The sequence below is a fragment of the Actinoplanes sp. NPDC051851 genome (genome assembly GCF_040681165.1).
Classification (GTDB): Bacteria; Actinomycetota; Actinomycetes; order Mycobacteriales; family Micromonosporaceae; genus Actinoplanes.
Genome location: NZ_JBFAYF010000117.1, coordinates 1 through 14,418, shown reverse-complemented (window position 1 = coordinate 14,418; position 14,418 = coordinate 1). Strand labels below are relative to the sequence as shown.

Genomic DNA, 14,418 nt, shown 5'->3' with positions numbered 1-14,418 from the left:
TCGACAAGCTGACCGATCAGCTCGGCATCCACCCCGCCCGGCAGGCCAGGCTCCAACGACTGCTGCTTCTTCGCCACCGCGGCAGTATCCACGGCCTCAGTTGTCATGGTCATCAGATGCGTCTCCTTGATCAGGAGTTACACCGTTATTTGTACAGTCCCCGCCAGCTGGCGCGGGTGACTGGAATCCCGTGCCGCATACCGCGCCGGTGCCGGCCGATCAGTCAGCTGGCGCTGAGAGGTGTCTCGGGCGTGTGGACACACCCTTGGGCGCCAGCCAGGGCCTGGTGGCTGGGGCCGAGGGGGTCTCCGCCGGGCTCGGGTGGACGATGTGGGCAGGGGGTGGGTGGTCCACAGAGGAGGTAGCGTTCGGGGGTGAGGGATGAGCGGGTGGCGGGGCAGCTGGGGGCTATCGAGGAAGCCGTGCGGGTGGCCGGGGAGCTCGGGGTGGGGCTGTGGCTGCGCGGTGGGTGGGCGATGGACTTCTTTCTCGGGGAGGTGACCCGGGAGCACCGGGACATCGACTGGTTCGCGTGGCATGAGGAGGCGCCGCGGCTCGTCACGGTGCTCGCCGGGCGGGGGTGGCGGCTGTTGCCGGAGCCGCCGCATGATGAGCAGCTCGATCTGGAGCGGGACGGGATCGAGCAGAGTGTCACGCTGCTGGGGCGGGATGACGCGGGGTGTCCCGTGGTGCCGGCCGGTGCGTGGGCGGGGGAGCCCTGGCCGGAGGATCTGCTGGACGGGCCGCCCGGGGAACTGGCCGGGATCGTCTGCCCGATCGTGTCGCCGCGGGCGCAGGTCGAGATCAAGCGGATGATGCCGGTCTGGAATCCGGATCTGCCCCGGCGGGCCAAGGACGCCGAGGACATCGAGCGGATCGAGGCCGCCCTTCGCCGCATCTGAACTCCGGCGGGATGCGGCCGGGCGAGCCGATCGGCGTGGGTGGGGAGCGGGATTGTGCGATCGGCGTGGGCGGGAGCGGGATTGTGCGATTGGCGTGGGCGGGGAGCGGGATTGTGCGGTGGCTGGTGCTCAGGGGTGTCTCTGCGGAGCGAGACACCCCTGAGCGCCAGCCGAGACCGGGAGTCGCGTGATGGCCGGGAGGGGGCAGGGTGGTCGCGGGCCGCGAAGGTGGGGCGGGGATGGGTGGGGTGGGAGGTGTGGGGCGTACTAGAGAAGTGGTTGTGAAAGGAAGTGGAGGAGGGGGCGCAGAGCTGGGGGGACGTGCGGGTCGGCGACGATGCCGTGCCAGTGGCGGGAGCCGTCGTCGATGGTGATGTCGTAGCGCATCAGGTCGGCGCCGGAGGTGGGTGGGACGTCGGCGGCGAGGCGGGTGAGGTCGAGGGCGCGGACGAGGCGGGCGAGCTCGGTGGCGCGCTCGTCGGGCAGCTCGGTGGAGTCGAGGACGACGTGGAGTGAGCGGCCGGTGAAGCCGCCGGAGCGGCGTAACTCGGCGCGGATGCGGTCCGTCACGACGAGGGGCTCCCCACCATGTTCGGGTCGGCAACCAGGGGGTATCTGCCGACCATGAAGATACCGGATGCCGCACCCGGCGAGACGGTGGTTCGCGCCTCCTGCTGGTGTTGCGGCGTTGAGCTGTACAAACGGGTTCCGCGCCGGCGGCGTGGGCTGGTGCACGTGAACTGGAGCTGTGACGACTGCGGGGTGGCGTGGTCGGGGCCGGGGATGGTCGTCGAGGGGGAACCGGCGGCCTGAGCGGCGACCTCATGGGGAGAAGATCGCCGCTCAGGTGCTGCCGGCCTAACGGGCGGATGCCGGCAACGGGAAACGCCTGGGGTGTGCTTCCAGGGTGTTCTTCCAGGGTGTTCTTCTAGGAGATGCCGACCTCGCGGAACGCGGCGCGGACGGTCTGCGGTGCGTTGCGGCCGACCTTGGCGTCGCGGGCCAGGATGCGGGCCTGTTCGGCGCAGACGTAGGCGCAGTCCGAGAACTGGGCCTGCGGCCAGAGGTTCTGCAGGGTGGCGTACCAGATCTTGGCGGCCGGGAAGGTGCCCAGCTCGATCGCGGTCAGGTAGAAGGCCCGGTTCACGATGCCGCTGTTGATGTGCGGATCGCCGCCGGGTACGTACTGCGACATCTGCGCGGCCTGCGGATCCTTGCCGAGGACCGGGTTGTCGTACGCCGTACCCGGGTGGGCCATCGAGCGGATCGCCTCGCCGTAGAGCTGGTCGGCCATCACCCCCTCGCCGATCAGCCAGTTGTGCTCGCCGGCGTCGAGTTTGTGCACGTACTGGTCGACGCAGGCACCGAAGATGTCGGAGAACGCCTCGTTCATGGCGCCCGGCTGATCGGTGTAGACCAGGCCCGCGGTGTACTGGGTGACGCCGTGGGTCAGTTCGTGCGCGCAGACGTCCACGTCGCCGGTGAAATCCTTGAAGATGACGTCGTCGCCGTTGCCGAAGACCATCCGGGTGCCGTCCCAGAAGGCGTTGTCGTACTTCTCGCCGAAGTTGACGTCGCCGAGCAGGGTCAGCCCGGCGTTGTCGATCGAGTCGCGCCCGAGCAGCTCACGGTAGAAGTCGCGGGTGGCGCCGAGGCCGTCGTACGCGGCGTTGACGTTGGCGCCCGGCGTCGGCTGGTCGCCCTCGCCGCGGACCGGCTGGACCCCGGTGTTCCAGGTGTTCTGGTCGTCGTAGATCTGCCGGTCGCCCTTGCCCGGCCGGGGCGGGGTGAGGGCGTCGAGGCTGGTGGTGGTCTGCAGGCGGCGCTGCTGGCGCACGGCGGAGGACGCGACCGCGGTGCGCTGCGCCGCGTCCGGGTCCATGCCGAGCTGGCGAGCGTTGCGGGCGATGTGGTCGATGATGTGCGCGGGCACGTAGAAACAGACAGGTCCGGACATTCAGATCCCCCCTCGGTTGACGTTCCGACTGGTAGAGGCGTCTCGGCTGGCCGGCCTTGCGCAGAGATTGGCACCGTCCCGGCACGGATTCTGTCGAGTCTTGAGCACTCCGGTCTGTCAGTTCTTGAGCAGTAGCGGGGGGTTTACCCCAACGAGATAACCTATTTCTCCTCTGGGAAAGCACTGGCTTGGGTGCATGGCCGGAGGAGCGTCCGCGGTGTAAACAGGCGCTTACTCAGCGGGCTCACGCGCTCGCTGCTCGCCGCGCTCATCGTCGTCCCGGCGGCGGTCGTGCCGCAGAATCCGTACACCGCACCGGCCGGCGGGGCGTCCATCCACGGTGACAGCGCGTCGTCGACGACGTTCACCGGGGCCGGGCATGCGGGTGATGCGACGACGCTGACCAGGACATCGCTGCTCGAGGCCTGCCCGGCGTTGCTGCACGGTAGTGACGGGGTGTTGTCGGCGCTCGGTGCCGAGAGCATCGGACAGCCGCCCGTGCCGCACCTGATCGGCCCGTCCACCGGTTCCTCCCGGGCCTCGCCGTCGATCGCCGAGGGGAGTCTGCGGGTGGGGGCTGTGCGTACCTGGACGATCGGGGCCGGGTGATGACCATCGATGGGAACCGGGATCTGCCGCGGATCGCGCACACCGCGACGACGCTGACCGTCACCTCACGGGTGTCACTCGCGTCGGTGATGGCGGCCGATGACTCGGTGGTGGGGGTCGCTCCGGCGTACGGCGGGCCCGTCTCGGGCGGCCTTCCGGGCCTTGATGGAGCCCCGGGCGGCGGCCTACGGTCGGGTGTGGACGGTGTGACCGTGGCGTTCGGGTATGTGGGGTGAGCCGTGGACCTGGGGCGAGTGCTCGGCGGGCTGTGGGTCGTTCATCCGGAGGTGTTCACCACGCTGGGGGCCACGCGATTCCGGCGGCGCCCCGCGAGTCATCTCGCGTTCGACGGCGACGGGTGGCAGCGGTACGAGACCGGCCGCCGCGCGCGGTTCCCGCGCGCCGGGCACAGCGAGGGGTCCTGGCGGGCCGTCGCCCTGGACGACCGGCAGCTGCTGGTGTTCACGGTGCGTTCGCACCGGCCGAGCGGCGCGTCCGAGGTGCTGCTGGAGTCGAATCTGAGCTACACCGGTGGGGCGCTGGCGGTCGCCTCCACCGCGGAGCGCCGCAGGACCTCTGCCGAGCGGATGCGGCTCGGCGACGCGTGCATGTACTTCCTGCCGGTGCTGGTGCACCCGGGCGAGATCGTCGTCTCCCTGCCCAGTGACGGCATGCAGGCGCCCCGGCAACGCTGGACCCGCCTGGAGTAGCGGGTCCCGGGTTCCGGCCGGCGCCGAGGGGTGCGCCGGCCGGCCGGTCAGCACTCGGGGCGGCCGAAGCGCCAGTAACCCATGAAGGCGACGGAGCGGCGGTCGACGCCGCAGGTGGCGACCAGGTGGCGGCGCAGCGACTTGATGACGGCGGCCTCGCCGGCCAGCCAGGCGTAGAAGCCGTCGGTGGGCTCGGTGCCGTCCGGGACCTCCCAGAGGAGGTCGTGGTCGACGTCGACGTCCTCGAGGTCGGCGCAGGTCGTGCCGGCCGCGTCGCCGAGGAGGTGGGCGGCGGCGGTCTGGACGGCCGGGATCAGCCTGGTGCCGTGCTCGGCGCCGTCGCGGGGGAGCCAGGTGATGCGGACGCCGGGCGGGGCGGTGAGCGGCAGGTGGTCGCCGGACTCGGGGACCTCGAGGAGGGCCTCGCCGCAGGCGTCGGCGGGGAGCGCGGCGAGGATGCCGGCGATCGCGGGGACCGCGGTCTCGTCGCCGCCGAGCAGGATGCGGTTGGTGCCGGCCGGCGGGTGGAAGTCGATGCCGCCGTGCGCGCCGGTCCAGTCGGCGTTCGGGCCGAGCAGGCAGGCGGTGGTGCCGGGGGCGGCCGCGGCGGCCCACGCGGAGGCCGGGCCGGTGATGCCGTGCAGGACCATGTCGACGTCGACCTCGCGCAGCAGCGGGCGGACCGCGCGCACGGTGTAGGTGCGGATCGGGTTGCGCTTGTCGTCGGGGAGGACGCGCCATTCCATGAACCACTCCGCGCCGGTGGGCAGGTGGTCGAGGCCGCAGCCCTCCAGCGGGACGATCAGCTTGATCCGCTGGTCGAAGCCGTTGTCGGCGAACCGGTCGAGGTCGTCGCCGGTGAAGGTCACCCGCAGGAAGCTCGGGCTGAGCTGGACCACGCGGGTCACTTCGACGTGGAAGAACCGGAACGGCGACGTCTCGGTGGGTACAGCGGTCTGGGTCACGGTCAGCCTCCCCGCAGGTGTTTAGGTAACCCTAACCTAACCGAGATGGGCCGGTCGATAGCCACCGGGTCGCAACCGGTGTATTCCTGCAGCTCACGGTCCCGGTGCCGAATCTGGGGGCCTACCCGAAGGAGCAGGCATGCACACGATCCAGTTCAGCGACGCCGGACTCGGCGGCTGGTCCGCGGCCCTGGAGCCGCCGACCGTCCTGGTCGCCGACGACGACGAGAGTGTGCGTGAGATGGTCGCCTTCAAGCTGCAGGCGGCCGGGTACCGGACCCTGGTGGCCGAGGACGGCCGTACCGCGATGGCCCTCGCCGTCGGGGAGCGCCCGGAGCTGGTGCTGCTCGACGTGTCGATGCCGGGGATGGACGGGCTGGCCTTCTGCTACGAGCTGCACTCGTCGGCGCAGACCGCGCACACGCCGGTGATCTTCATGAGCGGGCGGGGTGCGCCGGCCGACGTGGATCTGGGCCGGGTCGCGGGTGCCGAGGATTACATGGTCAAGCCGATCGACCTGGCCGATCTCGTACGCCGGGTGCAGTTGCTGTTGGGACACTGACCCCTCAGACGCGGAATCTGCCGACCACCTGGCGAGCTCGCCCGCCACCCGGGTGAGCTCGCTCATCGACGTCTCCGCGCCGAGTGCGTCCGTGGGGCCCGTGGTTCCCGGAGACTCCGGGCGGCACACCCGATCGGATGGCATAGCTCCCATCAGGGGGCCGATAGGCTGCGGGGATGGCCGACGAGGACGTGGTCCGTGAGCTCCTGGCCGTGATCCCGGCCGGTTGCACCTGGCTGCTTCCGGTCACCGGCCCGGACGGCGCGATCGCCGACTTCCGGATCGCCGCCACCAGCGACCAGATCCACGACATCTACGGCCGGGGCGTCCAGCGCGTCGACGCCCTGCTCAGCGAACTCTACCCGGCCATGGTCGGCGGGCCGCTCTGGAGTCTCTACCTGTGGGTGCTGCGGACCGGGGAGCCCGGCGACCTCGGCGAGTTCCGGTACGGCGAGTCCCGTTTCGAGGTCAGCGCCCGGCGCGTCCTCGGTGGCCTGCTGGTCTGGTGGGAACGCGTCGACGAGTATCAGCGCCGCCTGGCGAACACCGAGGCGCTGGGCAGTCTCGGCTGGTCTGAGCACGACATGATCACCGGGCGCAACGAGTGGTCCCCGGGGATGTACCCGATCTTCGAGCGGGACCGCGAGCTCGGCCCGCTGTCCCGCGCCGACCAGGCCGCCGCGGTGCTGCCCGAGGACCGGTGCATCGCCGAGGCCTCCTGGCAGGACCTGGACAGCCGGTCGGCCTCCGACGTGACCGTCCGGTTCCGGCTCGGCGGACGGGTCAAACACCTGCGGATCCTCGCCGAGCTGGTCCGCGACCCGGACGGCCGGCCGCTGAAGATCTACGCGGTGGTGCAGGACGTGACCGCCCGGGTGGCGTCCCGCGGCGAGATCGAGCGGCTCAGCGAGGAGGTCCGGATCGGCGAGCTGACCGCGCTCGCGGAGCACCGGCTCGCCCGTCAGCTGCAGCACCTGATCCAGCCGGTGCCCGCCGAGCCGTTCCCGCTGGCCGGGCTCCGGGCGATGGTCGGCTACCTGCCCGCGGAGAGCGCGGTCCAGGTCGGCGGGGACTGGTACCACGCGCAGACCATGCCGGACGGGCGGGTGGCGCTCGCCGTCGGGGATGTCGCGGGACACGGCCTGGACGCGGCGAGCGGCATGGCCCACCTGCGGTTCGCCCTGGTGGCGTGGCTGTCGATCGGCATCCGCGACCCGGGCGAGCTGCTCGGGCACCTGAACCGGCTGGCCGGGCAGCTCGGCATCACCGGTACGGCGGTGGTCGCGATGTTCGACCCGGAGACGCGGACCCTGCCGTGGGCCCGGGCCGGTCATCCGCCGCCGCTGCTCGGCCGGGCCGGGCGGGGCACGGTGCTGGAACGGCCGCTGGGCCTGCTGCTCGGCGCCGAGGAGGAGACCGGTTTCCCGGTCACGCAGGACACGCTGGAGCCGGGTGACCTGGTGCTCTTCTACACCGACGGGCTGGTCGAACGGCGCGGCGCGGGAGTGGAGCGGCGGACCGCCGAGGTCCGGGACCACCTGGCCGCGGTCTCGGCCGAGCCGGACGGTGACCCGCTGACCCGGCTCCACCGGCTGCTGCACGCCCCGAGCCCGGACGACGACACGTGCACGCTGGCCGTGCTGGTCACAGGTTGAGGAAGATGCGGACCATGGTGCCGCCGGGCACGGTCGCGGTGTAGACGGCGTCGCAGACCCGTTCCACGATGGCCAGCCCGCGCCCGCGGACCGCCTCGGCGCTCGGCATCGACCGCCCGAACGGCCGTGGCCCGCCGCCGTCGACCACGTCGCAGACCAGCTGCCCGTCCTCGGCCCAGACCCGGATGTGCCCGCCGCCGCCGGAGTGCTGCAGCGTGTTGGTGGTGAGCTCGCTGACCGCGAGGGTGAGCAGGTCGATCCGGCTCTCCGGCAGGCCCAGCCGGGTGGCCCGCTCGGTGACGAACGCGCGGATCCGGCGCAGGTCGTCGGGCTCGGTGTAGGACATCCCGTCGGCGCCGGGATCGGCCGCCTGCTCCGGGATCACGGGTTCAGGCATGACGGCGCTCTTCCGGCCCGGGGAGGGCGGCCTCGGCGGGCGCTTGGAACAGCGCGTCCAGACCGGTCAGCTCCAGTACGGTGGCGACCGCGCCGGCCGCGTTCGTCACGAAGAGCCGCCCGCCCCGACCCTGGGCCGCGTGGTGGGCGGTGACCAGCGCGTGCACCCCGCTGGAGTCGAGGAAGGAGACCGCGGCGACGTCGACGAAGACCCGGGGTCCCCGGTTCACCGCGTCGAGCAGGACCGCGGTGAGGCGCTCCCGGACGGAGAGGTCGCACTCGCCGGACACGGTCACGGTCACCCGGCCGGCCGTGGCGAACGTGCTCGCCTCGAATTCAGCCATCGGCCGCCGCACCCTTTCCTGGCCGGGGAAACAGCATTCCGCGCCCATCATGTCACCCGGAACGCCGGTGCGCCCCTACGGCAGGGAGGCGATCAGGCTCGCGAGTGCCGCGGCGATCCGGTCCAGGCCGTCGTGCGGCTCCCCGCCGGGCTCGTGCATGTACTGGTCGCGGCGGATCTCCAGCATCAGCGCGGTGACCCGGGGATCGCGGTGGTAGTGCTTGCGCGGGACGTAGCAACCGGCGAACGGGCTGTTCAGAGCCGTGCCCTCGAAGGCCGCCCGGGCGGCGCCGAGCAGGGCGGGCGGGGTGTGGAAGTCGTCGGTGCCGAGGCAGACCGGCGGGCGCGGGCCGTCGGCGTGCAGCTCGTACGGCAGCGGCTCGGTGGAGTACGAGTGCACGTCCAGGATGACCACCCGGCCGGCCGCGGCCAGGCGCTCGTCCACCGCGGCGGTGAAGCTCTCGGCGTACGGGAGGAAATGCTCGTGCAGGAGAGCCGGCGCCGGATCACGCAGCCTGCGTCCCGCGAAACCGTGGGTGTAGACCGGGCCCATGCCGGCGCGCAGCATCTCCTCGGACTCGTCCGGGAAGCGTTCGGGGTCGACCACCAGGCGCGACCAGAGGTTCCGGAAGATCCACGGGGATTCCTCCGACATCTCCGCGGCGAGGGACGCGATCACGTCGGTGTGCGCGTCGGTCAGGTGGTCGAGTTCCTCGCCGATCTCCGCCGGGGAGGCGAGGAAGGAACCGCGCAGCGCGCGCGAGGCGTGCGGAACGTGCAGGATCACCGGCGACCGCGGGGACCCCGGCTCGATGTGGAACACGCGCAGGGGAGGTTCCCCCTGCGCGTGTCCGGGAATCATCAGGCCAGCGCCGTGCAGATGGTGTCGATCAGCAGGCGGGTGACCACGTACGGGTCGACGTTCGCGTTCGGGCGGCGGTCCTCGATGTAACCCTTGCCGTCCTTCTCGACCTGCCACGGGATGCGCACCGACGCGCCGCGGTCCGAGACGCCGTAGCTGTACTCGGTCCACGGGGCGGTCTCGTGCAGGCCGGTCAGGCGCTGGTCGATGCCCGCGCCGTAGCCGTCCACGTGCTCCTGGCGCTTCTTGCCCAGCGCCTCGGCGGCCGCGATGATCGCGTCGTAGCCCTCGCGCATCGCCTTGGTGGAGAAGTTGGTGTGCGCGCCGGCGCCGTTCCAGTCGCCCTTGACCGGCTTCGGGTCGAGGGTGGCGGAGACGCCGTAGTCCTCGGCGATGCGGTAGAGCAGCCAGCGGGCGATCCAGAGCTCGTCGGCGACCTGCGGCGCGGCGACCGGGCCGATCTGGAACTCCCACTGACCCGGCATGACCTCGGCGTTGATGCCGGAGAGGTTCAGGCCGGCCTCGAGGCAGGCGTCCATGTGCGCCTCGACGATCTCACGGCCGAAGACCTCGTCCGAGCCGACGCCGCAGTAGTAGCCACCCTGCGGGGCGGGGAAGCCGCCGCCGACCGGGAAGCCGAGCGGGCGGCCGTCCTTGAAGAAGGTGTACTCCTGCTCGATGCCGAAGATCGCCTCCTGGTCGGCGAACTTGTCGGCGACCTCGCGCAGCGGGGCGCGGGTGTTGGTCGGGTGCGGGGTGCCGTCGATCAGCTCGACCTCGCACATGACCAGGATGTTGGCGCCGCCGCGGATCGGGTCCGGACAGGTGAAGACCGGGCGCAGCACGCAGTCGGACTTGTCACCGGGCGCCTGGTTGGTGCTCGAGCCGTCGAAGCCCCACACCGGCGGCTCGGCGCCCTCGGCGAGGATCTTGGTCTTCGAGCGGAGCTTGGCGGTCGGCTGGGTACCGTCGACCCACAGGTATTCGGCCTTGATAGCCATGGATTCTCCTCGTGTGTACTCGGCGCTGTCGGGCTATGCCGGACAACCCTGGCGCGGCGCGAGGACGCTAGCGCTCGAAGATCAAATCCACGTTTCCGATCCCGTACGTCGGACGCGTGATCTGTGTTACCCGGATGTCACCAAGATTTACCTGCGACGATCAATGCGGCGTGGATTTCGGCGATGTGCGGCGTGTTTCGGGTGGATTTCCGGGTGGCCAGGTAGATCGTGTTGATCGGCGGGTCGTCGGTCGGGTGGAGCTCGACGAGGGTGCCGTCGGCGAGGTCCTTCTCGATCAGGTAGCGGGGGAGGACCGTGGCGCCCATGCCGGCGACGGCGGCCGCCCGGAGCGCGCGGAGATCGGGGACGACGAGGGTGGCGCGGTTCGGCGGGGGAGCGCCGAGAACGTGGCGCCACCAGCGCCGGATGATCGGCAGGTCCTCGGCGTACGAGAGAAGCGATATTTCGGATATGTCGGTAATCTTGTGCGCGGCGACCAGGGTGAACTCCTCGTCGCAGAGCGGCTCGGCGTGGATCCCGGCCTTCCTCGGCCGCACCGCGCTGACCACGAGGTCGAGGCGGCCCGCGCTGAGCTCGGTGAGCAGGTCGTCGGCCAGGCCGAGCTTCACCCGAATATGTCGCTTATATTCAGATAAAGCGGGCAGGACTCGTGCGGTCATCAGCTCGGCCGGCCCGCCCAGGTGCAGCGTCGGCTCGACCATCCCGGTCAACCCGGTCGCCACGCCGTCCAGGGCGTCCATCGGGCCGTCCAGCCGCCGGGCCAGGTCGTCCGCGAACGCCGTCGGCGTCACGCCGCGCGCCCCGCGGACGAAGAGGGGATGTCCCAGCTCCCCCTCGAGCGCCCGGACCTGTGCCGTCACCGTCGGCTGGGAGAGGCCGACCACCTCCGCCGCCCGGGTCAGCGTCCCGGCGCGATGGACCGCGAGAAACGTCCGCAGCAGATCCAGGCTCACCACCCGGCCATAGTATTTCCGATGGCTGACCGTCCGTCCTCCTCTTGGTGTCCGGCGCCGGAAACCGGGCACAGTGCAGCACATGACGAAGATTCTGATCGGTCTGACCAGCCACGCCGACCTCGGCGGCCTCCGGGAGACCGGCTACTACCTGCCCGAGGCCGCCCACCCCTGGCACGTCTTCACCGAGGCCGGCGCGGAGGTCGACTTCGCGAGCGTGGCCGGCGGCGAGCCCCCGGTCGACGGCGTGGACCTGACCGACCCGATCCAGAAGGCGTTCACCGAGGACCCGGCCGTACGGGAGCGGATCGGTGCGACCCCGCGCTTCGCCGACCTGGACCCGGCCGGCTACGACGCGGTGGTCTTCGCCGGTGGGCACGGCGCGATGTGGGACTTCCCGTCCGACCCGGGCCTGCGGGCGTTCGCCCGGGACCTCTACGAGCGCGGCGGCGTGGTGGCCGCGGTCTGCCACGGCCCGGCCGCGCTGATCGGTCTGACCCTTTCGGACGGAACGCCGCTGGTCGCGGGGAAGCGGGTGGCCGGCTTCACCAACAGCGAGGAGGCCGCGGTCGGGCTCACCGGGGTGGTGCCGTTCCTGCTCCAGAGCCGCCTGGAGGAGCTCGGCGGGAAGCACGAGGGGGCGGGGGACTGGGAACCGTACGTGGTCACCGACGGACGCCTGGTCACCGGCCAGAACCCGGCCTCGTCCACCGCCGTCGCCGAGGCGGTGCTCGACGCGTTGTCCAAATGAGCCGCCAGCCTTGCCCCGAGGGGTCATAGGCACGACGATCAGGGGAAGCAGCGCGGGAGGAGGCGGCAACCGTGCCTAACCAGAGGATCGTCGTCGGCTACGACGGCTCGCCCGAGGCGCGCAAGGCCGCGCGCTGGGCTCTCGACGAGGCCGAGCGCAGTGGTGCGCCGGTCGAGCTGGTCTACGCCTATGAGTGGCCGAGCTATGTCCCGGCGGCCGCGATGATGCCGGCCGCGGCGGTCTACCCCGACGCGGAGACCGACTTCGCGGTCGCCGACATGCTCGGCCGGGCCGTGCACAACGCCGAGGCCAGCCATCCCGGCGTCCGTGTCTGGGCGCGGATCGAGCACTCCACCGCGGCCGTCGCCCTGATCCAGCGGGGCGCCGGGGCCGGGTTGCTGGTGCTCGGCGGCCGCCGCCCGACCGGCGTCCGGGCCTGGCTCGGCTCGACCAGCGGTTCGGTCAGCGCACACGCCCGGTGCCCGGTGGTGGTGGTGCGCGGCGAGCCCCGGGCCACCGATCCGGTGGTGGTCGGCGTGGACCGGGAGGGCCCGGCGGCCGGCCAGGTGCTCGGGTTCGCGTTCGAGCAGGCCGCGGTCCGGGGCGTGTCGCTGCGCGCGGTGCACGGCTGGACTCCGCCGGACGGCCGGGACATGCTCTGCCAGGCCAATCTCGCGGCGGTCACGGCGGAGCAGGGCCGCCTCGAGGCGATGGTGGCCGGGTGGCGGCAGCGGTTCCCGAGCGTGGCGGTGAGCACCGAGGTGGTGGTCGGTCCGCCGGGTGAGGTGCTGGCCCAGGCCGCGGCGGGTGCGCAGCTCGTGGTGGCGGGTGCCCGCGCGCGCCGGGCGCTGCGGGCGGTGCTGCGTCCCTCGGTCGGCCGTCACCTGCTGCATCGTGCCCGGTGCAGTGTCGCCCTCGTCACGGGAGTCAGTTCCAAGACCTTCTTCCCGTACGGATGAACGCGCCGCCGTAGCACATCGGGGTTTCCGCCCCGCTCTCCTGTGACGCTCGACGCGTGGACCATAAAACTCGACAGTGTGTCGATTCTGTCGGCTACCGTTCCGCTCGTGCGTTCAAAACTGCTGCTCACGACCGCTGCCGCGGCGAGCTTCCTGCTGGCGATGATCCAGTCCATCCCGGTGCCGGTGCTGGCTCAGATCGCGCAGCAGCTCGGCTCCGACGTCACCACGGTCGGCTGGGTCTCCACCGCGACGCTGCTCGCCGCGTCCGCCTGCACCCCCCTGCTCGGCCGCCTCGGCCACGTCCTCGGCATCAAGCCGGTCTTCATCGGTACGCTCGTCGCCACCCTGCTCGGCAGCGTGATCGCGGCGACCGCGCACGACATCGGCTGGCTGATCGCCGCCCGCGTCCTGCAGGGCACCAGCTTCGGTCTCTTCCCGCTCGGCATCAGCCTGCTCCGGCACGAGCTGCCCGCGGCGAAGCTGACCAACGGGATGGCGATCGTCGCCTCCACGCTCGGCGTCGGCGGCGGTGTCGCGCTGGTCGCGTCCGGGCTGCTCACCCAGGACGGCGCCGACTACCGGCGGATCTTCTGGCTCTGCGTGGCGGCGAGCGCGGTCGTGCTGGCCCTCGCCTGCACGCTGCCCCGCCGGCCGGGCGCCGGTGGCCGGGTGGACGTGGTCGGCGCGGTGGTGCTCTCGGCCGGCCTGGTCAGCCTGCTGCTGCCGATCTCGCAGGGGCACTCGTGGGGCTGGACGTCGGCCCGGGTGCTGATCCTCTTCGCCGCCGCAGTGGTCATCCTGGTCGGGTTCTACCTGCTGGAACGGCGTACGGCCGCCCCGCTGGTCTCGGTGGAGATGCTGCGCCACCGGCCGATCCTGGTCACCAACCTGGCGGCCATGTCGGTCGGGTTCGCGATGTTCGCGCTCCAGCTCGCCACCAGCTACTTCGTGCAGAGCCCGTCGGCGTACACCGGATTCGGGTTCAGCGCGTCGGTGCTGCAGGCCAGCGTGATCTACCTGATGCCGGGCGCGATCACCAGCATCGTGGTCGGCCCGATCGCCGGCGTGATGGTGAGCCGGATGGGACCCCGTGCGGTGCTCGCCATCGCCTGCGGGATCGGCGCGGTCTCGATGACGTCGCTGACCTTCCTGCACGCCGACAAGGGCGAGACCATCGCGGGCTTCGTGGTCGCGAGCGTCGCGGTGGCGATGGCGTACGCGTCGATGCCCGCCCTGCTGGTCAGCCACGTCCACGCCCACGAGACGGGCATCGCCAACTCCGTGAACTCGATCATGCGGACGATCGGCGGCACCATCGGCAGCGCCCTGGTCATCACGATCCTCGCGGCGCAGACCAAGACCTACGGCGCGGTCGCCCTGCCGACCGAGAACGCCTACCGCCTGAGCTACGCCCTCGGCGCGGTGATCTTCGCCGTCGGCGGCGCCCTGGTCCTGCTCTTCATCGACCGGGCCACCCCGGCTCCGGCACCCGTCGCCGCGCCCGCCGACCCCGCGCTGGTCACCGCCTGACCGACGACGCGCTCCCGGCGGATGCCGGCGCACGGTCGTGTCCGGGTCCGGGCTGTCGGGGCGGCTCGCTTTCGGCGGATGCCGGCGCACGGTCGTGTCCGGGTCCGGGTCCGGGCTGTCGGGCGGCTCGCTCTCCCGGCTGGTGGGGAGGGGGGGGGCGCGTCGCGGGGGTCACCCCCCAGCCCCAGCCCCAACACCGGCCCCCCGCGCGGGTCGGGCCCGGGGGGGGGTGGCGGGCG

Annotated in this window: 17 protein-coding genes; 9 read left to right on the top strand and 8 right to left on the bottom strand. The window is 71.8% G+C overall.

All coding sequences use genetic code 11. The features are described from left to right. The first annotated feature begins 374 nt into the window (after positions 1–374). Positions 375–902, top strand: a complete 528-nt coding sequence (locus tag AB0M08_RS46150) for an aminoglycoside adenylyltransferase (protein ID WP_364508327.1) — start codon at positions 375–377, stop codon at positions 900–902. 267 nt (positions 903–1,169) lie between these two features. Here AB0M08_RS46150 and AB0M08_RS46145 read toward each other — a convergent pair whose 3' ends face one another. Together AB0M08_RS46145 and AB0M08_RS46140 are read right to left on the bottom strand one after the other, a co-directional pair. Further along, complete coding sequence (locus AB0M08_RS46145; protein ID WP_364508325.1) at positions 1,170–1,472, bottom strand: protealysin inhibitor emfourin; 303 nt, start codon at positions 1,470–1,472, stop codon at positions 1,170–1,172. Between the two features lie 358 nt (positions 1,473–1,830). Next, a complete protein-coding gene (locus AB0M08_RS46140) occupies positions 1,831–2,859 on the bottom strand; it encodes a M4 family metallopeptidase (protein ID WP_364508322.1) in 1,029 nt (342 codons plus the stop codon). Positions 2,860–3,150: 291 nt separating this feature from the next. Between AB0M08_RS46140 and AB0M08_RS46135 the strand changes: the two genes are divergently transcribed. Genes AB0M08_RS46135 through AB0M08_RS46125 form a run of 3 tightly spaced genes read left to right on the top strand, consistent with a single transcriptional unit; the run spans position 3,151 to position 4,178 of the window. Beyond that, on the top strand, positions 3,151–3,468 hold the full coding sequence (locus AB0M08_RS46135) for a hypothetical protein (protein WP_364508319.1): 318 nt from the start codon (positions 3,151–3,153) through the stop codon (positions 3,466–3,468). Continuing rightward, the gene (locus AB0M08_RS46130) at positions 3,468–3,704 is read left to right on the top strand and encodes a hypothetical protein (protein ID WP_364508317.1); all 237 of its coding nucleotides are present in this window, start codon (positions 3,468–3,470) and stop codon (positions 3,702–3,704) included. The genes AB0M08_RS46135 and AB0M08_RS46130 overlap by 1 nt, the downstream gene beginning before the upstream one ends. 3 nt (positions 3,705–3,707) lie before the next feature. Next, on the top strand, positions 3,708–4,178 hold the full coding sequence (locus AB0M08_RS46125) for a hypothetical protein (RefSeq protein WP_364508315.1): 471 nt from the start codon (positions 3,708–3,710) through the stop codon (positions 4,176–4,178). A gap of 47 nt (positions 4,179–4,225) precedes the next feature. On the opposite strand, the gene AB0M08_RS46120 is transcribed toward AB0M08_RS46125, so the two are convergent. Further along, on the bottom strand, positions 4,226–5,143 hold the full coding sequence (locus AB0M08_RS46120) for a siderophore-interacting protein (protein ID WP_364508312.1): 918 nt from the start codon (positions 5,141–5,143) through the stop codon (positions 4,226–4,228). 139 nt (positions 5,144–5,282) lie between these two features. On the opposite strand from AB0M08_RS46120, the gene AB0M08_RS46115 reads away from it, so the two are divergent. Next, positions 5,283–5,705 (top strand): response regulator, encoded by a 423-nt coding sequence (locus AB0M08_RS46115; protein ID WP_364508309.1) that lies wholly within the window; start codon positions 5,283–5,285, stop codon positions 5,703–5,705. Positions 5,706–5,881: 176 nt separating this feature from the next. Continuing rightward, the gene (locus tag AB0M08_RS46110; protein WP_364508306.1) at positions 5,882–7,360 is read left to right on the top strand and encodes a SpoIIE family protein phosphatase; all 1,479 of its coding nucleotides are present in this window, start codon (positions 5,882–5,884) and stop codon (positions 7,358–7,360) included. On the opposite strand, the gene AB0M08_RS46105 is transcribed toward AB0M08_RS46110, so the two are convergent. From AB0M08_RS46105 to AB0M08_RS46085, 5 genes are all read right to left on the bottom strand, one after another. Next, positions 7,350–7,757: an ATP-binding protein gene (locus AB0M08_RS46105; protein WP_364508303.1), complete on the bottom strand. Its 408-nt coding sequence runs from the start codon at positions 7,755–7,757 to the stop codon at positions 7,350–7,352. The genes AB0M08_RS46110 and AB0M08_RS46105 overlap by 11 nt on opposite strands. Continuing rightward, complete coding sequence (locus AB0M08_RS46100) at positions 7,750–8,100, bottom strand: STAS domain-containing protein (RefSeq protein ID WP_364508301.1); 351 nt, start codon at positions 8,098–8,100, stop codon at positions 7,750–7,752. Before AB0M08_RS46100 ends, AB0M08_RS46105 begins: the two co-directional genes overlap by 8 nt. Positions 8,101–8,175: 75 nt before the next feature. Beyond that, the gene (locus AB0M08_RS46095) at positions 8,176–8,886 is read right to left on the bottom strand and encodes an N-formylglutamate amidohydrolase (RefSeq protein ID WP_364508299.1); all 711 of its coding nucleotides are present in this window, start codon (positions 8,884–8,886) and stop codon (positions 8,176–8,178) included. Positions 8,887–8,960: 74 nt separating this feature from the next. Further along, positions 8,961–9,962: a glutamine synthetase gene (gene glnII / locus AB0M08_RS46090; protein WP_364508296.1), complete on the bottom strand. Its 1,002-nt coding sequence runs from the start codon at positions 9,960–9,962 to the stop codon at positions 8,961–8,963. A 137-nt stretch (positions 9,963–10,099) separates the two neighbouring features. Then, a complete protein-coding gene (locus AB0M08_RS46085) occupies positions 10,100–10,939 on the bottom strand; it encodes a LysR family transcriptional regulator (RefSeq protein ID WP_364508293.1) in 840 nt (279 codons plus the stop codon). Positions 10,940–11,018: 79 nt separating this feature from the next. On the opposite strand from AB0M08_RS46085, the gene AB0M08_RS46080 reads away from it, so the two are divergent. The 3 genes from AB0M08_RS46080 (at position 11,019) to AB0M08_RS46070 (ending at position 14,179) form a co-directional block, all read left to right on the top strand. Further along, positions 11,019–11,687, top strand: a complete 669-nt coding sequence (locus AB0M08_RS46080) for a type 1 glutamine amidotransferase domain-containing protein (protein WP_364508291.1) — start codon at positions 11,019–11,021, stop codon at positions 11,685–11,687. A gap of 71 nt (positions 11,688–11,758) precedes the next feature. After that, complete coding sequence (locus AB0M08_RS46075; protein ID WP_364508288.1) at positions 11,759–12,646, top strand: universal stress protein; 888 nt, start codon at positions 11,759–11,761, stop codon at positions 12,644–12,646. A gap of 108 nt (positions 12,647–12,754) precedes the next feature. Continuing rightward, positions 12,755–14,179, top strand: coding sequence for an MFS transporter (locus AB0M08_RS46070; RefSeq protein ID WP_364508285.1), 1,425 nt, complete (start codon positions 12,755–12,757; stop codon positions 14,177–14,179). Positions 14,180–14,418 lie beyond the last annotated feature (239 nt).